This window comes from Streptomyces sp. NPDC014870 (assembly GCF_043081505.1).
GTDB lineage: Bacteria > Actinomycetota > Actinomycetes > Streptomycetales > Streptomycetaceae > Streptomyces.
This window is the reverse complement of record NZ_JBIBWQ010000002.1, coordinates 165,458-186,115: the sequence shown is the minus strand read 5'-3', so window position 1 is coordinate 186,115 and position 20,658 is coordinate 165,458. Positions and strand designations below refer to the sequence as shown.

The 20,658-nt window shown below is 69.4% G+C and carries 15 protein-coding genes and 5 pseudogenes; 16 read left to right on the top strand and 4 right to left on the bottom strand.

All coding sequences use genetic code 11. The annotated features are described in order from the left end of the window. Positions 1-196: 196 nt before the first annotated feature. The 5 genes from ACF09C_RS05440 (at position 197) to ACF09C_RS05420 (ending at position 6,133) form a co-directional block, all read left to right on the top strand. Positions 197-430, top strand: coding sequence for a hypothetical protein (locus ACF09C_RS05440; RefSeq protein WP_392089018.1), 234 nt, complete (start codon positions 197-199; stop codon positions 428-430). After that, complete coding sequence (locus tag ACF09C_RS05435; RefSeq protein WP_392089016.1) at positions 427-2,079, top strand: transporter; 1,653 nt, start codon at positions 427-429, stop codon at positions 2,077-2,079. Before ACF09C_RS05440 ends, ACF09C_RS05435 begins: the two co-directional genes overlap by 4 nt. A gap of 253 nt (positions 2,080-2,332) precedes the next feature. Continuing rightward, a complete protein-coding gene (locus tag ACF09C_RS05430; protein WP_392089014.1) occupies positions 2,333-3,199 on the top strand; it encodes a phytanoyl-CoA dioxygenase family protein in 867 nt (288 codons plus the stop codon). 48 nt (positions 3,200-3,247) lie between these two features. Continuing rightward, complete coding sequence (locus ACF09C_RS05425) at positions 3,248-5,437, top strand: SpoIIE family protein phosphatase (RefSeq protein WP_392089011.1); 2,190 nt, start codon at positions 3,248-3,250, stop codon at positions 5,435-5,437. Positions 5,438-5,488: 51 nt separating this feature from the next. After that, entirely contained in the window at positions 5,489-6,133 is a 645-nt protein-coding gene (locus ACF09C_RS05420) for a TetR/AcrR family transcriptional regulator (RefSeq protein ID WP_392089008.1), read from the top strand. 229 nt (positions 6,134-6,362) lie between these two features. Here ACF09C_RS05420 and ACF09C_RS05415 read toward each other — a convergent pair whose 3' ends face one another. Next, positions 6,363-9,578 (bottom strand): bifunctional cytochrome P450/NADPH--P450 reductase, encoded by a 3,216-nt coding sequence (locus ACF09C_RS05415; RefSeq protein ID WP_392089006.1) that lies wholly within the window; start codon positions 9,576-9,578, stop codon positions 6,363-6,365. A gap of 250 nt (positions 9,579-9,828) precedes the next feature. Here ACF09C_RS05415 and ACF09C_RS05410 point away from each other — a divergent pair, with 250 nt between their 5' ends. Beyond that, a complete protein-coding gene (locus ACF09C_RS05410; RefSeq protein ID WP_392089004.1) occupies positions 9,829-10,890 on the top strand; it encodes a zinc-binding dehydrogenase in 1,062 nt (353 codons plus the stop codon). An 85-nt stretch (positions 10,891-10,975) separates the two neighbouring features. Here the strand turns inward: ACF09C_RS05410 and ACF09C_RS05405 are convergent. Beyond that, positions 10,976-11,176 (bottom strand): annotated as a pseudogene (locus ACF09C_RS05405) (DUF1345 domain-containing protein); the annotation flags it as partial. A gap of 278 nt (positions 11,177-11,454) precedes the next feature. Here ACF09C_RS05405 and ACF09C_RS05400 point away from each other — a divergent pair. The 10 genes and pseudogenes from ACF09C_RS05400 to ACF09C_RS05355 form a co-directional block, all read left to right on the top strand. Beyond that, a pseudogene (locus tag ACF09C_RS05400) lies at positions 11,455-11,640 on the top strand (CorA family divalent cation transporter); the annotation flags it as partial. Between the two features lie 451 nt (positions 11,641-12,091). Further along, entirely contained in the window at positions 12,092-12,484 is a 393-nt protein-coding gene (locus ACF09C_RS05395; protein ID WP_392089002.1) for a hypothetical protein, read from the top strand. 5 nt (positions 12,485-12,489) lie between these two features. After that, complete coding sequence (locus ACF09C_RS05390; protein ID WP_392089000.1) at positions 12,490-13,164, top strand: nucleotidyl transferase AbiEii/AbiGii toxin family protein; 675 nt, start codon at positions 12,490-12,492, stop codon at positions 13,162-13,164. A gap of 454 nt (positions 13,165-13,618) precedes the next feature. Beyond that, on the top strand, positions 13,619-14,113 hold the full coding sequence (locus ACF09C_RS05385) for a Pycsar system effector family protein (protein ID WP_392088998.1): 495 nt from the start codon (positions 13,619-13,621) through the stop codon (positions 14,111-14,113). A 19-nt stretch (positions 14,114-14,132) separates the two neighbouring features. Then, complete coding sequence (locus tag ACF09C_RS05380; RefSeq protein WP_392088995.1) at positions 14,133-14,837, top strand: Crp/Fnr family transcriptional regulator; 705 nt, start codon at positions 14,133-14,135, stop codon at positions 14,835-14,837. Positions 14,838-14,947: 110 nt separating this feature from the next. Continuing rightward, the gene (locus ACF09C_RS05375; protein WP_392088992.1) at positions 14,948-15,724 is read left to right on the top strand and encodes a hypothetical protein; all 777 of its coding nucleotides are present in this window, start codon (positions 14,948-14,950) and stop codon (positions 15,722-15,724) included. Next, entirely contained in the window at positions 15,721-17,784 is a 2,064-nt protein-coding gene (locus ACF09C_RS05370) for a hypothetical protein (protein WP_392088990.1), read from the top strand. The genes ACF09C_RS05375 and ACF09C_RS05370 overlap by 4 nt, the downstream gene beginning before the upstream one ends. Continuing rightward, entirely contained in the window at positions 17,781-18,557 is a 777-nt protein-coding gene (locus tag ACF09C_RS05365) for a hypothetical protein (RefSeq protein WP_392088987.1), read from the top strand. The genes ACF09C_RS05370 and ACF09C_RS05365 overlap by 4 nt, the downstream gene beginning before the upstream one ends. Before the next feature lie 477 nt (positions 18,558-19,034). Then, positions 19,035-19,233, top strand: a pseudogene (locus tag ACF09C_RS05360) (CorA family divalent cation transporter); the annotation flags it as partial. 339 nt (positions 19,234-19,572) lie between these two features. Further along, positions 19,573-19,728: pseudogene (locus ACF09C_RS05355) on the top strand (aminoglycoside phosphotransferase family protein); the annotation flags it as partial. 8 nt (positions 19,729-19,736) lie between these two features. Here ACF09C_RS05355 and ACF09C_RS05350 read toward each other — a convergent pair. Continuing rightward, positions 19,737-19,970, bottom strand: a pseudogene (locus ACF09C_RS05350) (SDR family NAD(P)-dependent oxidoreductase); the annotation flags it as partial. Positions 19,971-20,027: 57 nt separating this feature from the next. Beyond that, on the bottom strand, positions 20,028-20,522 hold the full coding sequence (locus ACF09C_RS05345; RefSeq protein WP_392088985.1) for a hypothetical protein: 495 nt from the start codon (positions 20,520-20,522) through the stop codon (positions 20,028-20,030). Between the last annotated feature and the right edge of the window lie 136 nt (positions 20,523-20,658).

The following is a 20,658-nucleotide window of genomic DNA, read 5'->3' as shown; positions in this document are numbered from 1 at the left end:
GCGGCACCGTCGAGCCCCCCGCGGTCGCAGGCATGGAGTCCCGACCAGTACGGAGCACGGCTGCCCGACTCCATCGCCAGTCCTCAACGGCTGCGACCGTCCCCGCGCCCCTCGAGCCGAGTCCGTCTTCCTTGTTCTTCCAGAGAGAGGTCCCGTGCCCTCCGCTTCCTCCCAGCGTTCTCCCCGTGACACACGGGTGCTGGTCACTGTCAACGCGCTGCCGCTCGCCGTCGGTGTGCTGCTCTCCTGCTCCACGCCCCTCGGAGAGATCTCCGTGTACGGACGTGTCACCCTCGCCATGGGATGGGCGCTCACGCAGCTCGTCGTCCTCGTCGGCGGGACCTGGTGGTACGAGAACCGGGCCGCGTCCTCCTTCGAACCGGCCTCGGCGACGACTGCCGCCTCCCGTTCGGCCGGGGGCGCGTGGTGACGACGCACCTCCTGAGCGTCGGCTCGCCCGATCTCATCGGCACCGCCGCGCGGGGCGCGGTCATCAGCGCCTTTCTCGTCTTCATCGGCCTCTGCCTGCTGTGGGTCTTCACGCTCGCCACGCAGGACGACGACCCGGAACGCCTCTACGTCGCCGGCCGGTCCCTCCCGCCCGTCTTCAACGGCGTCGCGATGGCGGGAGAACAGATCACGGTCATCATCCTGGTCTCGCTGCCGGGAGCGATCGCCCTCTTCGGCTACGACGGAGTCTCGACCGCCGTCGACAGCGCCCTCGCACTCGGCGTCTTCCTGCTCCTCGCCTCCAGGATTCGCGCGACCCGCCGCTACACCCTGGGCGAGCTGTTCTCCCTGCGCGCCGAGGGGCCGGGAGTACGGATCGCCGGCGCCGTGGTGACACTGTGCATCGCCGTGCCTCTGCTCATGGTGCAACTGCGGGCCGGCGGCATCACCACCGCCCTTCTGATCGGCATGCCGAGCGAGCGGGCCCAGGTGGTGTGCACGGTGCTGATGGGGTTCCTGGTCACGTGTTTCGCAGGGGTGGCCGATCTGCGCGGTACCAGTTTCGTGCAGGTCGCCAAAGTGCCCGTGGCCCTGGCGATGCTCGCCGCGGTGACCCTGCTGGCGCTCCGCTCCTTCGACTGGAGTCCCGGCTCCCTGCTGTCTGCCGCCATGGACAAGAGCGTGTCACCGGGCGAGTACCTCAGCCCCGGACTGTGGGAGAACTCCGCCGGAGGCGGACCGCTCGGCACGCTCAGTGACCACATCGTCGTCATCCTCGGAACCGCGATGATGCCCCACCTGCTCCTGCGCGTCAGCGCCAGCCGGGACGTGCCCGCCGCCCGGCGCTCACTGAGCGTCGCCGTCGGGCTGACCGGCCTCTTCTACCTGCTGCTGATCACGACCGGCTTCGCCGCGGCCGCGGTGGTGGGCAGCGGACGGATCGGAGCGGTCGACGTGAAGGGGCAGGGAGCCCCGATCCTCCTGGCGTCGGAGGTCCTCCCCCATCACTCCACCGGCCGGGTCGTGCTCATCACCCTCGTGGCCTGTGTCGCCTTCCTCGCCGTCCTCACAGCCGTGGCAAGCGTGACCTTTGCCGCCGCCGTCTCCGTGACCCGCGACCTGATCGGGCGGAAGGGCCGTACCCGGATCGGGATCGGAGAGCCGGCAGTCCTGCGGCTGTCCGTTGTCGGTCTCTGCGCCGTGAGTCTTCTCCTCACCACCGCCGTACACCGCTATCCCATCGAGTTCCTCCTCGCCTTCTCGCTGAGCCTCGCGGCCACATGCGTGTTTCCCGCGGTCGTCTACTCCTTCCTCTGGACCGGCTTCAACCGCCGCGGGCTGCTGTGGCTCGTCTACGGAGGGCTGTCCCTGTGCACCCTTCTGACCCTCGCCTCCCCCGCTGTGTCCGGGACGAAATACGCGCTGCTGCCGGAGCAGGACTTCAACCTGTTCCCGCTCCACACCCCCGGGCTGGTCTCCGTACCGGCGGCCTTTCTCCTCGGATGGCTCGGTAGCGCGCGTCCCTGGGAGCGGGCCACACACCCCCGGCACACGGCGCCGGAACCCGCTTCTGCCCGTAGCGCCCCCGGAGCTCGCATCGACTCCGGCAAGGACGCCGTGAGCGGATAGCTCCGCCGTGCCCGCGACCGGACTGTGCATCGTGCACCGGGCCCGGGCGAAGCAGGTGCCCGCTGTCGTTCTCGCCTGCGGTACTGGCTGGCGACAGTGAGACGACCACCACAGGAACAACGCGGAAACGCCATGACCACCGAACCCACCTGACCGTCGCGAGGACGCCGCGCGGGAGTCCCCGGAAGACGGAACGCCCGCAGCTGATCGAGCGGTCGATCAACCGCGATTCAGATCGAGGAAGAGGACGCACATGACGACACAGAAGAAGGCCCAGGCGCTGACGTCGGTGGCGAACGACACGCCGGCGGAGGAGATCCTCAAGATCGTGACCCGTGACGGCGGCGTCATCATCCAGGGCTTCCTGACGCAGGAGCAGATCGCCCGCTTCAACGCCGAGATCGAGCAGCCGCTGCGGGCACTCGCCCCGGGGTCCACCCACGAGGACGAAATCGTGGCCGCGTTCCACGGCAGCAACACCAAGCGCCTCACGAACCTGGTGACGCACAGCGCCACGTTCCGCAGCGAGGTCATCGACCACCCCCTGGTCCACGAGATCAGCGACCTGGTCTTCCTCCAGGAGTCGGGCACGTACTGGATGACCACCGCCCAGGTGATCGAGATCGGCCCCGGCAACAAGGCGCAGATGCTCCACCGTGACCTGGAGAACTGGTTCCCGTTCATCGGCATGGGGCCCGGCGGCCCGGAAGTCACCATCAACTTCCTGGTCGCCCTGACCGACTTCACGGAGGAGAACGGCGCCACCCGCGTCATCCCCGGAAGCAACCACTGGAGCGACTTCGAGGACCGCGGGACCCCCGAGCAGACGATCCCCGCCGTCATGAACGCCGGAGACGTCCTTCTCATCAGCGGCAAGACCGCGCACGGCGGCGGGGCGAACCGGACCGGCGACGAGTACCGGCGGGGCCTCGCCTTCACGTTCAATGCGGGCTTCCTCACCGGCGAGGAGGCGTACCCCTTCCTGGTCGACAGGGAGCTCGCCAAGACGCTCTCGCCGCGTGTCCAGCGCATGCTCGGCTTCCGCTCCCAGTACCCCACGGGCTCTCCCGGCCTGTGGCAGGTCGACTACGCCGACCTGGGCGACCACCTCGGCCTCTGAGAACCGAGCCGACCAGAGGCTGCCGCAACTGTCCGAGGAGCGCACACCATGGCTTTCCCGTACATTCGCACTATGGGAACCGAGGTCGATGCGTTCCTTGGTCAGCTGGCCCGCCACCTCAGACCCGAGGTGAAGAAGCTGGCCGCCCTGCTGCTCCAGCGCCTGAACGGCGAGTTCCCCGAGCTGTGGGAGAACGCGGACATCGAGGCCCTGACCCTGGAGGAGACGGCCCAGCACGTCACCGCCCTTCTGGATCTTCTGGAGGCCCGCCCCGGTGCGAGCGCGCCGGAAGCTCCTCCGGCCGCCTTGGACATCGCCCGCCTCTACGCCCGGCGGGGGATCCCGGTGAGCCGGCTCCTCCGTGCCTACCGGCTCGGCCATCTCAGCCTGCTCGAACAGCTCCAGGCCGAAGCTCCCCGCCTCACCGACGACTGGCACATGATCAACCTGGCCACGGTGAGGCTGGTCGGGATCGGTTTCGACTATGTGGACCGTTCCTCGGAAGAGGTCGTCACCGCCTATCAGGAGGAACGCGACCATCTGCTGCAGCGTCGGCTCGCCCTCACCGACAGGGCGAGCAAGCTGATCGGGACCACGCTCGACATCACCCGCACCGCAGAGGAGTTGACAGAGGTCTGCACCGAGGACTTCGCCGACCTCGTCACCGTCGACCTCTTCGACTCCGCACTCGACGAAACGGGCACCGGTTCGCCGGATGCTCTGACTCAGCGCCGCGTCGCCCAGCGCTCCGTCCTCGACGGCTGTCCGGAGTCCCAGCTCCGCGTCGGTGAGACCCACGCCTACCCCGACGACTCGGAACCGGTTCGCGCCCTGACCACCGGACGATCCGTCCTGAACCACATCGCGGGGACCGAGATGCCCACGTGGGTGGCGCCGTCGGTGTCCCACGGCCGGGTTCTGCGCGACCTCGGCCTCCACTCCGTTCTCCTCGTGCCCTTGCACGCCCGCGGGGACACCCTTGGCCTGGTGCAGTTCGTACGCCATCGCACCTCGGCCCCCTTCGACGACGACGATCTCCTGCTGGCGCAGGAGATCGTCTCCAGGGCGGCGGTGTCCATCGACAACGCCCGCCGGTACACCCATGAGCGTTCCACCGCGCTCGCCCTCCAACAGACCCTGCTGCCGCGGAACACGGTGCAACACTCGGCCGTCGAAACGGCCGCGCGTTACCTGCCCGCCGGGTCCCGAGCCGGTGTGGGCGGCGACTGGTACGACGTCATTCCCCTGTCCGGGGCCCGCGTCGCGCTGGTCGTCGGCGACGTGGTCGGTCACGGCCTGCACGCCGCCGCCACCATGGGCCGGCTCCGCACAGCCGTCCGCGCATTCGCCGACATCGACCTCATGCCCGACGAACTCCTCACTCATCTGGACGACGTGGTCATCCGCATGCAGCGCGAGGAGTCGCTGAACGCGGGCGAGACCAGTGCCACCTGCCTGTACGCGATCTACGACCCCGTCTCGCGCAGGTGCTCGCTGGCCAGTGCCGGGCATGTCCCGCCGACCGTCGTAACCCCCTCGAAGATCAGCGAGGCCTTGCCGGAGGTACCGATCGGACCGCCCCTCGGCCTGGGCGGGCTCCCCTTCGAGACGACCGAGTTCGAACTGCGGGAGGGCAGCCTGCTGGTCTTGCACACCGATGGGCTGATCGCCGGCCGCACGCGTGACATCGACCTCGGACTCGCCACGCTGCACGACGTCCTCACCTCGGCGCCGGACTCGCTGGAGGAGACCTGCGACCGACTGCTGGCCGCATTGTTGCCCAGCCGCCCCGCCGATGACGTCGCTCTGCTCGTCGCCCGGACCCGTGCCCTCGACCCGAACCACGTCGCCACGATGGACCTTCCGTCCGATCCGGCAGCCGTGTCCGGGGCCCGCCGCTTCGCCTCCGACGTCCTGGCGGCCTGGGAGCTGGAAGATCTTTCCTTCACCACGGAGCTGGTCGTCAGCGAACTGGTCACGAACGCGATCCGCTACGGCAAGAGCCCCATCCAGCTGCGACTGATCCTCCAGTCGACGCTCACCTGCGAGGTCTCCGACGCCAGCAGCACCGCGCCGCATCTGCGCCGCGCCCGCATCTTCGACGAAGGCGGCCGCGGCCTGCTCCTCGTGGCCCAGTGCGCGGAGCGCTGGGGGACGCGGCACGGTCGCGAGGGAAAGGTCATCTGGGCCGAGCAGGCCCTTCCCGCGGACAGCGCGTCGACTGCCGAGGTGACGTAACGCCTGATCCGGGCCGACTTGATCGATCGACTAAGTCGATATAGTGGACGTATGGCTCATGTTTCCGCGGCGGAGCGCCGCCCTCAGTTGATCAAGGCGGCCATCGACCTCATGACCCGGGAGGGCGTCGCCGCGGGGAGTACCCGCGCCATCGCCGCGGAGCTCGGTGTCGCGCAGGCCACCGTCCACTACACCTTCGGTACGAAGGAGGACCTGTACCGAGCCGTCATGGACCAGATCACCGACGAGCTGGTGACGCAGGTGCGGCGGGCGGCGCCGGAGGACGCGGGCTTCGAGGAGACCTTCAGCGCCCTGGCGGGCGCCCTGTGGGGCACCGTGCGCGAGCCGACGTCGCACCACCAGCTGCTCAGCGAGCTGACCCTGTTCGCCCTGCGCGTGCCCGGTCTCGACGAGGCACGGCAGAGCCACTACCGGCGGGTCATAGAGGTGACCGCACAGGTCATCACGGAGACGGCCGAGAGGACGGGGCAGGAACTGGCCGAGTCCCCCGCGACGGTGGCCCGGTTCTTCCTCTCCGGCTTCGACGGACTCACCATGCAGATCCTCCAGACCCTGCCGGACGAGGCCACCGAGCGGACGGGGCTCAGGGCGCTCGTGGGCGCGACCGTGGCGCTGGCCAAGGGGGACCTCGACCTGCCTGACGTACCGATGGCCCCGGACGTACCGATGGCCTGACAAGACGCGAAAACGGTGGTGGGGGGGCCCCGCCGGGGGGGCCCCCCCCGCGTGTGGGTGGGGGGGGGGGGGCGCCCCGCCCCGCCTCGCCGCGGGCGGCGGCCCCGCCCGGGGGGCGGCCGCCCCCCCGCCCCGCCCGGGGCCCCCGGCCCGCCCCGGGCCCCCCCCCCCCCCCTCGGGGGGGGGGCCCCCCCCGGCCGCCCCCCCCACCACCGTTTCTGCGTGAGGGTCAGCCGGCCCAGACGTCCTCGACGTAGCGTCCGGACCCGACGAGCGAGGCGAGCCAGGCCACGGCCCGCTCGTCACTCTCACCGGTCCGCTCGCGGTAGATCGCCATGAACGCCTCCCGTACGGCGGGTGCCATGCGACGTCCGTCACCGCAGATGTAGACGCGCCCACCGGCTTCCAGGACCGACCACACCTCCTCGCTCTCGCGGGCGATGCGCTCCTGGACGAAGCGGGCGCCGTTCTCGGGCGCGTGCATGAAGGTGGGGCGCATGCTGACGGCGCCCGCCGCCTCGGCCGCCTCGAACTCCTCCCGGTGCAGGAAGTCCACGTCGGGGTGGTCGCAGCCGAAGTAGCAGAGCAGGGTGCCGGTCGAGCCGGCGTGGTGGCGATCGAGGACCGCGCCGCGGAAGGGCGCGAGGCCGGTGCCCGCGCTGACCAGGATCACCGGCACGGAGGTGTCCTCGGGGAGGCGGAAGGACTCGCTGCACGGCAGGACCCGGGCCTGGATCACGTCGCCCGCGTCCACGGTCTGCAGGAAGTGCGAGGCGATACCCCGGAAGGTGCCCTCGCCCGACCGGTGGGGCGCTGCGAGCAGCGACACCATCAGGTCGGCCTCGCCGGGCCGGGCCGCGGCGGACGACGAGATCGAGTAGTGCCGGGGACGCAGTACCGGCAGCAGCTCCAGAAATCGCTCGAAGGGCAGCTCGCACGCGCGGTAGCGCTCCAGGAGGTCCAGGACACTGAGCCCCGCGACGGTCGCCTGCTCCCGGAAGGTCTCGGGATCGGCGGTGGCGAGCGCGGTGAGCGGCTGCTTCTCGGGCGGGCATTCGGTGTGCTCGGCGAGCACGGCGACCTGCTCCCGGGTGGCCGCGTCCTGGAGCTCGACGAAGTCGGTGAGCAGGCGGCGAAGGGTCAGCGGCCGGTCCACGGGCAGGGCACCCCGGCTCCGGCGGCGGGCGCGCAGCCGGACGGTGCGGTCCAGGTCGAGGCCGAAGCGGTCGGCGACGCGCTGGACGAGGGCCTCGGGGTTGCTGGGCAGGACGGCCAGGTGGTCAGCGGTCCGATAGGTGACGTCCTCGGGCAGCCGGAGCCGCAGGAACCGCTTGGAGCGGCCCAGTTCGTGGTCGGTGTCGACGAGTTCGTACGCTTCGAGGACCTCCATCGGCTGGACGCCGTGGCGCTCGGCGAGACCGCCGAGGACCGACTCCGAGGTGTCCTCCAGCTCGTACAGTCCTTCCCCCTCCACCTCAAGTGCAGGGGCGGCCGCTTCACCGGCGACCGCCTCGCCGTACTCGTCCAGGAGCGCCTTCCGCAGGTCTTCCGTCCACTGGTCGACCACTCCGCCGAAGTCGCCGGAGGCGTCGGCGCTGCCGCGCTCCAGGAGCGGGACGGCGCCGGCGGCGGTCAGACGCTCGTCGATCAGGGTGGGGATCCGCTGGTAGGTGGCCGCCCAGTTGCGGTCGCCGACACCGAGGACGGCGTACCGCAGCCCGGTGAGCGAGCCGGGGGCGAGGTTCTCCAGCGAGGCGACGAACTCGGCGGCGTCGTCGGTGGGGCGGCCGTTGTAGGAAGCGGCGACGATGACGACGGGCCCCTTGGAGCCGGCCAGCCTCTCCGTGTACTGGTTGAGGGAGGCAACGGTCGGGGCGAAGCCGTGCTCCTCGCCGTCCGTGCCGAGGTCGCGGGCGATCCCGGCGCAGGTGCCGAGGTTGGAGCCGTGGAGCAGCGTCAGCGCGGTCCCGCTCGCCCGGCGCGTCACGGCTGCGGCCCGGCCCGCGGCGGGGTCCACCGCCGCAGCGGCGGGCAGGCGCCGTTCGTCACTGGTGCGGCGGGCGAGCCTCAGGCTGAACCCGTCGGGCTTGATGGTCAGCGTCGACTTGATCTTCATCTGGTAGTCGGTGTGGTCGATCAGGCGGTAGCGGTGCACCAGCAGGCCAAGCAGCAGGGTGGCCTCGTGCAGCGCGAACTGGCGTCCGATGCAGGCCCGTTCGCCGTTGCCGAACGGCTTGAAGGCGTGGACCGAGCGGGCCGCCTCCCGCTCGGGAGTGAAGCGCTCGGGGTCGAACAGCTCGACGTTCTCCCCCCAGGCCGCGTCGCGGTGCAGGGCCGAGGCGATCACCATCAGCGACTCGCCCTTGCGTACGGGGTACTTGCCGCCGATGACGGTGTCCTCGATCGGCTCGACGGCGTACGCGGGCGCCGTCGGCCACAGCCGCAGGCTCTCGTTGAGCACCTGGCGGATGTAAGTGAGCTTGCCGATGTCGCCGTACCGGGGGTCCGGGGATTCGGTGTCGCCCCACAGGGCGTCCACCTCGGCCTGGGCCCGGGCGAGCACCTCCGGATGCTTGGTCAGGTAGTACAGGGCGAAGGAGAGCGCACTGCTCGTGGTCTCGTGGCCGGCGATCAGGAAGGTGATCACCTGGTGCCGGATGTTGACGTCGTCCAGCGGCTCGCCGGTGACGGGGTCCTTCGTGTGCAGCATCAGCCCCATCAGATCGTCCGTGCTGGTGTCGCCGGAGGCACGGCGCTCCCTGATCACGTCGTCGACGAGCTCCGTCATCAGATCGATGTCCGCGCGGAACTGCTCGACCTTCTTCCTCTTGAACAGTTCGGAGCCCGGGATGGACTCGCCCTTCTCCTGGGCGAAGACGAGAGCCCGGGACATCGCCTCGACGAACGGGTGCAGGTCGTCGCGGCGGAAGGACTCGAAGTCGTAGCCGAAGCCGCACAGGCCGATCGTGTCGAAGGTCAGCCGCGTCATCTCGTCGGGCACGTCCACCGACTGCACCCCGGCCAGCCGGTCCCACTTGCCGATCAGCGACCGGGCGACCTGAAGCATGGGGGCGTGGTAGCTGCGCATCGAGCCGAGTGAGAACGCGGGCATCAGGATGTCGTGGGCCTTGCGCCAGTTCGGCTCGTGGTTGTAGGCGGTGAACAGACCGTCGCCGGCCAGAGCCCGGACCTCGACCAGGTCGGCGTGCACGTGCTTGCGGAAGCGGGTCTCGTCCGACAGCTCGGTCACGAGGTCCAGACCGCCGACCATGACGGTGTCCCTCCCGAAGAGCCGCAGCCGGTACACGGGCCCGAATTCCCTGAACTCCTTCAGCAGGTAGGCCAGGAAGTCCGCGCCCGCCGGAACGTTGAACGCGTGGCCTACGAGGGGCAGCGGGGGGCGCTCGGGGATCGCCCGCGCCGCGCCTACGGACACCTGAGTCATGAGCGTGCCTTTCGTTGCACTCCAGCAGTCACCAGCCAACATACACGCGACTTTGTCGAGTGAACGTGTCGAGTGACTGTATTGAAGGACACAGTCACTCGACGGAACTTGACTCTCCTCCCGAACGTCCGGCGGAAGCGGCTTGACAGGCGACCTCGTCACTAGACACGGTTGAGCGACATGGTCAATCGACCATGTCGAGCGCATGAGCTGCGTGCGCGCTTCTCACCGAGCACATCGAGGTTTCCGCATGAACACCATGCTGGCCGGACGGCTGCGCCTGGACACCCGTACCTTCGCCGTCGAAGAGGTCCCGATCCCGGTTCCCGGCCCGGGCGAGGTCCTCGTGGAGGTGCGGGCGGCCGGCGTCTGCCTGTCCGACATCCATCTGATCGACGGCAGTCTGAGCCCCTTCTACCCGGTCGACGCTGTCAAGGACTCCGGCGCCATCACCCCCGGCCACGAGGTGGCCGGCGTCGTCCACACCGTCGGCCCCGACGTGAAGGGCGACTGGACCCCCGGTCGGCGGGTCGTACTCCAGGCCGGGCAGGCGTGCGGCGACTGCGGCGACTGCCTGCGCCACATGCTCTGCCGACAGCCCCTGACCCGAGGAGTGGACTACGACGGGGGCTGGGCGCAGTACGCCCTCGCCCGGGAGGACACCCTGCTCCCCATCCCGGACCACCTTCCGTTCGACCAGGCCGCGATCATCCCCGACGCCGTCTCCACCCCGTACGCCGCGATCGTGGACACCGGCGCGGTCCGCCCCGCGCAGGCCGTTGGCATCTGGGGAGCCGGGGGCCTCGGCGCCCACGGCATCCGGCTCGCCCGCCTGGTCGGCGCCGCCCCCGTCATCGCCGTCGACCCGCTGCCCTCGGCCCGCGAGCGCGCCCTGCTGTTCGGTGCCGACCACGCGCTGGACCCCGCGGCCAACGACTTCCCCGAAGCGGTGCGCGAGGCCACGGCGGGCAGGGGCATCGACGTCGCCTTCGACTTCGCCGGCGTCGGAGCGGCCCGCGCCCAGGCCGCCACCGTCCTCGGCCCGAACGGTGTCCTGGTGCTCGCCGGCCTCACCCCGGAGCCGGTCGCCGTCGCTGACAGCATCGACTTCTGCTTCAACGTCCGGCAGATCCGCGGACACTATGGCTCCGAGCCGGAGCACGTGGAACAGCTCGTCGGCCTGGCGGCTGCCGGACGGATCGACCTCGGCCCCTCCGTCAGCGCCCACGTCCCGCTGGCGGAAGCCGCGGACGCCGTCGCCCGGCTGGAGAAGAAGATCGGGGACCCGATCCGTCTCGTGCTCACCCCCTGAGCACGAGGGGCGGTGGCCGGCTCACTCCGCACGGCGCGGACGAACCGGCTACCGCCCCCACACCGTCGAGGTCGAGAGCGTCCGGTCAGGCTCCCTGCCCGCCGTCCAGTGCCGCGACCATGCCGCCCACGATCACCGTGTTGCAGACGAACGCGATGGTCGCGTTGGCCGCTACCGTCCGGCGCATCTCCCGCGACATCACCGTGACGTCCGTCGTACCGAACGTCGTCATGACCGACAGGGCGAACTACACGTAGTCGGCCCAGGCCGCCGCCTCACCATCCGGTGCTGGACCAGGCAACGGCCTTCGGCTGCCAACCCGCGAGACTACGGTGCGCGACGGGAGCAGCACGCGAAACCCGCCCTCTGACCAGCCACGATCCACCCCCACCACCACCTGCCGCTGGGGAGAATCTGGGGAGAATGAAGGCCCCTTGGGGAGCGGCTGGGGGGAATCGACCGCGTAAAGCAGCGTCACTGTGAAAGCTCCAGAGAGGAGCAAAGCTGCAGGTCAGGCCAGCCAACGGAGTCATCCGCGCAGGTCAGCGCACCGAGGACGACATCTTCAAGAAGATCTCGTCGTGGGCGGCAATTCTCTTTGCACCAACACTCGTCGGAACCATCTACGGCATGAACTTCGCCACCATGCCTGAGTTGACTTGGAGCTTCGGATACCCCTTCGCGATCGGCTTGATGGGTGTGGTTTGCGTCAGTTTGTACGTGATTTTCAAGCGGCGGGACTGGCTGTAGGAGGCGTTGGACCTCACGCGCGCAGCGCACACGGTTTGCTCCTACACCCCTGGCGCGAAACGGTCATTTGGGGCGCTGGGGAGTCCCTGGGGAGAAGCGATGCAAGTGATCTCGTCTACCTGCATCCAGCAAGCCTCTGACCAGGATTTTTACCCTCCTGCAGCCGCTGGGGAGAACCCGGGGAGAATGGGCTGACGATCGAGGCCCTGCGTCTGCGGCCTCGGGTCAATCGCGCTTCCCGCTCAGCATCACGCCGGTCACCCTTGCTGACCCGAAATGGATCACAGACAGTGACATTGACTCCAGAGCGGAGCCGCAAGTCCGCCCGCTCTGTGCGGCCTCCCGATACCGCCGCTAAGCCGCCCCGCCACCCACCAGCCCGCCGAAGGCGGCCGACGTCGACATGTGCAGCAACGGCCCCCGCCGCTTCTGCGGCCGCCATAATGGAGGCATGTCCTCCAGCCCGCAGCACCCCGCACCCGCGCCGAGGGAACTCTCGGGCGCGGATGCCGAGAACCTCGCGCTGTACCGGGAGAAGTTCCAGCGCCGCCTGCCGGAGTCGCTGGACGAGCTGCATGGGCCGACGCAAGGTGTCGTAGAGCTGCCGCTGCACCTGGCCTGGTCCGGGATGACCTCGTACGACCTGAGTAAACCTCGCCAGCGCATGGGCCTGTACCGCACCGTCCTGCACGAGGGCCTGCACGACGACCTGCCCCGCTACCTCAATCAGGATCTGCTCCTCCAGCAGTGGCCCGTGCTGCGTACCCTCGTCGGTCGCACGGTGCGCACCGTGTGGGAGGACGCCTTCCCCCAGCTCGCCTCCTGCGCCCGGGCAGCCGCGTGACGGACATGCCGGAGCTGCACACCCGGCTACTGGCGGATGTGATTGCCCTCGGCTCTCCGTACCCCTTGGTCCTCACCGGCGGGTATGCCGTGAGGGCGCACCGCCTCGTGAACCGTCCCAGCCAGGACCTCGATGTCGCCACCGAGAACCCGGCGCCGATGGCCGACATCGCGGCCGCGCTCTGTAGTGGCCTCAAGGCCAGGGGCTGGAAAGTTCAGGCGCTGGAGACTGCCCCTCTGTCCGCTCGCTTCACTGTGACCGACCCAGTCACCGGGCAGGACTGTGAAGTCGACATCCTCAAGGAAATCTTCTGGCGGCCCGTCGCTCAGAGCCCTTACGGGCCTGTCCTCGCGGAGGAGGACGTGATCGGGACCAAGGTCCGAGCCCTTGCCGACCGAGGAGCGCCCCGCGACCTGATCGACGTGTTCGCTGCCTCCCACCGCTGGACGAACTCCGAGCTCGAGGAGTTCGGCCGTCGCCACGCCCGCGGCCGCTTCGAGCGCGAGGACCTCCAGGCGAACCTCACCGGCGCCGAGTGGACCGATGACGAAGCCTTCGCCGCCTACGGCCTCGACGATGCCACCATCACCGCTCTTCGCACCTGGGCCGTGGAGTGGGCCGACGACCTCGCGAGCCGCCTCCTCGAAGAGTCCGAGTCCGATTGCCCGGACATCGACTGATCGCACGGCATCGTGATCACGGTACCGACCGTTTCGCGGTGAGGACTGCGGCGGTGACCTTAGGGCATGAACAGGCTCAGAAGGCGTGTTCGCAGTTCGAATCCTGCCTGGGGCACTTCCGGAGTGAGGCCCTGACCAGCGACAACACCGGTCAGGGCCTTTCTCGTACATACCAAATCGTCAGCGGTCTTTCGACCGTTGCTCTTTTCAGGGCTCGCAGCGCCGCAGGCGCCGGATCTCACCCCTCGATTGGCCCTGAGCCAAATCCCACGCGAAGGAGCCCGAGCGCTCCGGGAGGTGGTGCGCGATCGTCCCCTCACGGCAGTACCCGCAGAATTGCCCGCCCCCACCATGTTCAGGCCAAGATGTCCGCCGGGCGTTTTCGGGCGGTCATCCCGGCGCAGCCTTCAGCGCAGCACCAGTGCACGCTCGCTGTACCTAGGGGGATGTCACCGTGCCGGCTGAGCCGACCGAAACAGCATGGAAGATCCAGTCAGCCGTCGCGGATGCGACGGCCAAGGCGGACTCGAAAGCCGCACTCGCCTTGACCTTGCAGTCCACCACGCTGGCCGTACTGAGCCTGTTGGCAAGTTCCCGGCGAGCGGCGGGCGGTTTCGATTCTGTCGCGGCTCAGACGCTGTTGTGGCTCGGTGTCGTGCTCATCATGGCGGGTGCCTGTTGTGCCGCATGGGCGGTTTCCCCCCGGCTCGGCAAAGAGCGGCGAGGGCCGGAACGTGATGGCGACTTCCTGTACTTCGGGCACCTGCGGCTCATGGAACCGGATGCGCTGGAGAGGGCGCTGCGGAACACGGACCCGCTACCTCCGCTCACCCGGCAAGTGGTGGTGATGAGCGAGATCGCCTGGGCAAAACACCGCCGGGTGCAGTGCTCTCTCGTCCTGGCAGTCGCGGGCTGCGGCTTCTTCGCCGTTGCTACCGCCTTCGCGTGACGCGCCAGGAGGTGTCACCGTGAACTTCCTTTCTCTCGTCGCTCCTGATGTTTGGCGCGACTTGATCGAACGCGGGCGTCGCCGCACCTACCGGAGCCAGGCGGTGCTGCTGGCCCAGGGCGAATCGCCCGACGGTGTGATCGCACTGGTCGATGGTCTCGTCAAGGTGGTGCAGGGCAATGAGGCCGGGGACTGTCTGACATTGATGCTCCGCGGCCCCGGCGAGGTCCTCGGCGAGATGGGCGTGCTGCTCGACCGGCCGCGTTCGGCAACTGTGACTGCGGTACGCCCCTGCACTGGTGTCTTCATGGCCGCGCATGCCTTCCGTGGATACGTGGCCCGGCATCGCTTGGAGTCGATCGTCTACCGGTTGAGCGTGGACCGGCTGAACAGTCAAGAGCGTCTGCGCGCCGACCTTGCTCATCTCCCACCGCCGGCGCGTCTGGCACGGGTGATCATCCATCTCGCGGACGAGGTGGGTCACCGTGACGGGGGCAATGGCGTCGTCGTCGAACTCGGCATACCCAGGGAGGACTTGGCCACGATGGCGGGCATGAGCCGGTCGTCCGCGCTCGCTGCCCTCGCGCGTCTGCAGTCCACCGGCATCGTGACACTCGGCCGCCAACGGCTCGTTGTCAGGGATCCTGCCCTGCTGAGGGCCGCAGCCCAAGGCGACGGGGCGGGTGACAGCGACCGGCCACCACACGGAGCTCCCGTGATGTGACCCGCCACACACCCGTACCGTCCAATGCTGGACGGTCGGCTCCTAGCTCCTCGAACAGGGTGGTGCTCTCCCCGCCACGTCGGCGGGGAGAGCGACGCGAGGAGCAACGCATGCTGCCGTCTTGGGAGCCCTTGTGGCCCTACCACGCCGTCCTGGCCGTGGACGCCAGGAACTTCGGTGCACTCGACAGCAAGGAGATGCAGCGGGTCAACGCGGACATCCCGCCGCTGCTGGCCCAGGCGCTGAGCGCCAGCAACGTCAGCGCGCACTGGAAGCGGCGCGTATTCGGCCAGCACACCGGGGACGGTTACGTCGCCGGCATGGACCCCGAGGTCCTGCCCGCGCTGGTGGGGCACTTCCCCGACGCGCTTCGCCAGGCGCTCGGCCGTCGGCGGGCCGAGAACCCGCACCTCAACCCACTGCAGCTGCGGGTCAGTATCCACGTCGGGCCGTTGCCGCACAGCGGTCTGGGCGTGCCCATGGTCCACACCCACCGGCTCCTGGACGACAAGGCGCTTCGGACGGTACTCGAGCGTGGCAACCCCGAGATCACCAACACCGCGGTGATCATCTCCCAGCGGGTGTACGAGGACGTCTTCGAGAGCGGCTGCGTCAACGGTGCCGTGCTGCCGGCGCACTTCCACCGGCACCTGGTCAGGGTGAAGAAGTTCGAGCAACCGGCCTATCTGCACCTTCCCGGCTTCGACTGGGGCCTCGCGGATCCGGACATCTTCGAGCCGTCCGCCGGGGACGAGGGGGAGCCGGGGGCCGGAGCGCACGTGACGCCTGCACCCACGGATCCGGCGGGTCCCGGCGCGGTGAACTTCAACCAGTCCGGCGATCGAGGCATCCAGGCATACAACTTCCATGGAAAGGGGCAGCGATGAGCGACCAGAGCGCCGGGCTGCCCGACCCGACGAACCACGGTGTGGAGCCGTCGCAGCCGCAGCCGCGGGAGTTCCCGGCCGAGCCCACCGGACGGCCGACCGGGTTCCAGGTCGGCGCACCGCACGCCGAGCCGCTGCCGACCGCACCGAGTTTCCACCAACACGGCGACCGCGGAGTCCAGGCGTACAACTACTCCGTGCACCTGAACGGTGACTACGTCCACCCGCTGCCCATCGATGCGCGCGACCCCGCCTCCCGGGCGAGCGAGGACGGACGCTTCGTCGAGCCCCGGGTACCGAACCGCCTGCCGGACGCCGCCAAGATCCTTGACGAGCAAGGCGTCGTCGTGCTGTGCGCGCCCGCCGGAAGCGGCCGACGGACGGCGGCGGTACGTCTCCTGCGCCGTGCGGCGGCACCGCAGGAGCCGTCGCTGTTCGATCTCGAACCGGAATGGTCGAAGCCCGGGACCCACTGCCTGCCGGTGCAGTCGGCGGCGGGCTACGTGCTCGATCTCTCCGACCTCCCCGACGAGCCCCCCGCCCGCTTCGGACAGGACCTGGCACTCCATGGTGCGACGCTGCGTAAACAGGGGTCCTTCCTGGTGGTGCTCGCCACTCCGGGGGACTGGCAGGGCCCGTGGGCCGACGCCATCAACGAGACCACCGTACGGCTGGAGTCCCCCCCTGCCCGACGCCTGGTCGAAGCCGAGCTCGACGCGCGCAATCATCGGGACCGCGTGGCGTGGTTGGGGGACAAGGAACTCGCCGCCATCTGGGCCACCGACCCGCCCGCCCGCGAGGCGTGCAGGCTGGCCCAACTCCTCGTCTCCGCCAAAGGCAGGGAACAGCTCAAGGAGACCGTGGACCGCTTCGGTGACTGGCACACCACGGTGGAGAATCTGCTCAACAAGCGCAGTACGGCGGACGGTGGCCCGTCGCTGTTGTCAACCCGGGTCACGGTGTGGGCGGGAGCGTTGCTCGACGGAGGGCGCCGCGGTTCCGTCATCCGCGCAGCCGACGACCTGCTCGCGTCGCTGGGCCAGGCCCGCGGGCCGGCCGATGTGCTCACCGACGCGACGTCGTCCTCCCGGCTCCAAGCTGCCGAGATCTTGCCCGTCGGGGACCGTGCCCACCACGACCGGAGCCGTCAGGGGCTGCCCGCTGCCATCCTGCGTCACCTTTGGGACGAGTTCCCCACCCAGCACGACCTGCTGACGAAGTGGGCGGTCGGTGTCGTCTCGGATCGGTCCATCCCGGAGGACGACGCCCGTTCGGCGAGCGAAGCCCTCCTGTCCCTGGCGGTGCGCCGGCATGACCGGAGCATGCTCGACGCCCTCGCGACGGGCCTCACCGGGCCTCGGCGGATCCTGGCCGTCGAGGCGCTCACGAAGGCCGCGGCCGACGCGGAACTCGGCCGCTACGTCCGGGACCGGCTTCTCAAGTGGGCTGAATCCAGCGCTCCGGAGAAGCTCGATCTGGTCATCGACGTCTGTGGCGGACCCTGGGGCCTGGAGCAGCCCCCACTCGCCCTGACCCGCCTGGGCAAGGCGGCGGGCGGGACTGAGTTCGGTGCCGGGAAGTTGATCGACGCCTTCCAGGGGCTCGTCCAGCGGGCACCCGAGACGGTGGACAGGCCGGTCGTGCAGTGGCTGAGGAAGTACGGATCCGAGGCCGGTGGGAAGGCGCGCCGCCAGGCGTTGGGGGCCTTCCTGGCGCTCGTCTCCGGTGACGCGGGCACAGACCTGGTACTCGCCTCGGCGCATGCCCCGCGCAACAGGGAGCATTTCGTCCACGCCTGGCAGTCGCTCCTGTCCATCGACGACGCCGTGGAAGCCGTCATCAGGCAGCTCACCCGGTGGCAGGAGCGGTTCGAGCACGACGCCGACCGAGAGGAGGCGGTGATCGCCTTGCTCGCGGAGGTCTTTGCCCCGCCTCGGCTGCGGCCGCGGCTCGACCGGCTTTTGGTGGCCGAAGGTGCGGTGGTCCGGCCGTTCTGGCGGGACATCCTCGGCCGCGCCGTGCAGCACTACGGCCTCGTACGAAAGGCGTCGGAGGCGTGACTGATCGTCCCGGCCCCTGGTGGAGACGGCGGGTCGGCCGGTTCACGGCGTACTGGCCCACCTGTCTGCCGGGCGTTCGCTTCCTCGCGCGCGGGACTCTCACCTACCTGGTCTATCCCCGGGCGGCCGGGACCCGCCACGGGGTCGCCGCGCGAGCGGCGGCCCGCCTGGCCCTGGACGAACTCGGTCGTGGCATCGCCGGGAAGCATCGGCCCGAGGAACTGGAGTGCGCTCGACAGAGGCTCACCCTGGCGGTCTCCCCGTGGCGCACCCCCGACGGCCATCCCGGCCTCTGGCTCAAGGCACGCCTCACCCTGCTGCTCCCCCAGCAGGACGCCGACCGGGCCCAGAGGCACCAGAACGCCCTGCGCGACGTGGAATTCCAGCTCGCGCAGGACCGGTTGCACCGAGAAGAGCTGGCACGGACCGTCTGCGCCGACCGGGACACCGCTCGCCTGTGGTGGCTGGAGCGACATCTGGACGACCTCTCGAGTCTCGACTGGGAGGCATTCCGGTCCACCATCCTGCCCATGGTCGGGACGTCGGTCTCCGAGTACACGGAAGCCGAGCGTCTCGCGCACGCCCTCCTCTACGCCTGGGAACGGTTGGATGCCGTGCCGGGGCAGCAGGCGCGATTCGTGGCCACCGCCCGCACGCTCTTCGACCAGATGGACTGGGCCGACGGGTTCCCCTGGCCATCGCCGTCCGACGACTTGGAGCCCGTGGCACCGCTGCCCGCGACCGCCCTCTTAGCAAGGGAGGACGAGCGGTGAAGAGCTCCATATTGCGCTGGCTGCTCGACCCGCTCACCAGTCTGTTGGCCCTCTGCCTGTGGTCGCGGGAGCGTGGCCGCAGACCGTACGATGCAGCGTGGCGGCTGGCCAGGGTCATGCGCCACCCGGACGAGCTCGTGTATCGCGTTCACGGCCACCACCCCGACGATCCTGGAGACGTACTTCCTTGATCACGGGGCAGTGCGGCCTGCGGGGGGGGACAAGCCATTCGAGCATGCCCGCTCGGCCTCCGAACGCTATGCAGTCAGCATTCGCGCGGCAGGACAACGGCTCCACCAGCGGTTGCCCTCTCCTAGATCAGCGTTCGCTGGGGAGAATCTGGGGAGAATGAAGCCGCGTCGGGGAGCGGTTGGGGAGAATCAACCGCTCAGAACGGCGTCACCGCGAAAGCCCCGGAAACAAGCAAAGCCGCAGGTCTGCACGGCTCGTACAGCGATCCGTGCAGGTCAGCGCCCCGAGGGCGAGGACTTCAAGAAGATCTCGTCGTGGGCGGCCATCCTCTTCGCCCCCACTCTGGTGGGAACGATCTACGGCATGAACTTCGACACCCTTGCCGGAGCTGCACTGGGTGGGCGGGTATCCGTTCGCGGTGGTGCTGATGGCGGTGGTGTGCACGAGCCTGTACGTGGTCTTCAAGAAGAAGGACTGGCTGTAGCAAACCCAAGCACCCTCTGATCAACTTCACAAACACGAACGTCCGCCTGGCGGTGTTCCGAACCCCTGGGGGAATGCGGCGAGAATGCGCGGCGGCTGGGGAGTGGACGCCCCCGCTTGCAGCACTGCGGCCACCACGGGAACGATCCCACGGCAAGGTTGAGGGTCGGCGGTCACCGAGGGTGTCGGGCTAAGAATTCCTAACAAAAGTGGTGGGCCTGACCTGGTCAGAGGTCGGTGTCGTGCACGAGGCTGCCGCGTAGCGGGGGGTGGGCAGCCGCGTATTCGCACGCGATAAACCCGGCGACGCCGGCGGTCATCCTCGGGATACTGGTCGCCCGTGGATGAGGTCAACGTCGTCGTCGCCCATTCCGAGCGCGCGACTCCACGCGTCGGCGACGTGTTCCTGAAGGTGGACGCCGATCGGGCGCGCATCGACGTCGAGGTCGAGGCGATGTCCCTTGCGCCGGCCCCGACCCCGGAGGTCCTGTGGCGCTTGATCTGGTCCTCCGGCCGCGCACGGTGCCGGGCGGGGAGGGCGTTCCCTGCCTCGACCTGGATGGCTCCGGGCAGGACCGTCTTGACGCAGATCCCGTACGGGCCCAGTTCCCGGGCGAGAGAGCGGGTCAGGCCCAGCAGCCTGGCTTTCGCCGTGCTGTACGCGACGAGGTGCGTCCGGCCGATGCGGGCGTTGACGCTTCCGATGTTCACGATCCGGCCCCAGCGCTGCTCGACCATGCCGGCGTGAACGCGTGGCAGGCGCGGTAGTGGGCGGTGAGGAGGGACGCCCGGGGGTCAGGCAGCTTCGCCGTGCGGTTGCGGATTCGGGGCCCTTCCCGGTCGGAACGTGGTGGTCAACGGCCAGATCGCCGAATAGACGAGGATCTTGGTCAGCGGGTTCAGCCAGACCAGCAGCGGCGCGCCCTCCTGTACCCCTCCGACCAGGGCGATCAGACCGACCGTCAGGCCGACACTGATCCCGTACGCCAGCGGGAAGCGCAGCCAGGAGAGCCAGGCCGCGGCGATCGCCTGGCGGCCGTACAGTGTCGGTGTCGTGGGTTTGGGCGCGTTGCCGTAGCGCTGTGCGAACTTCTGGTCGGCCCAACGCAGCGTGCTGTGGCCGTAGACCACGGTGACTCCGATGTAGGCGGCCGAGAGGCCGTGCCAGATACTCGGCTCCGCGCCGTTGCGCACACTGATGACGGTCGCTGCCAGCAACACGACGTCCAGCAGAGGCACGCACAGGAGAAGCGCCCCGCCCACTCTGCGCCGGCCGGCGATGTAGCGCACCGCCAATCCGCTCACCAACAGCACCCAGAACAGGACGTCACAGGCGACGATCAGGTAGAAGATGGCCTAGCTCCCCGGGCTCTCCATGGTGGCGCCCAAGGGCGGTCGTTCCCGGCCGAGTTCGCCGTTGCGAAGG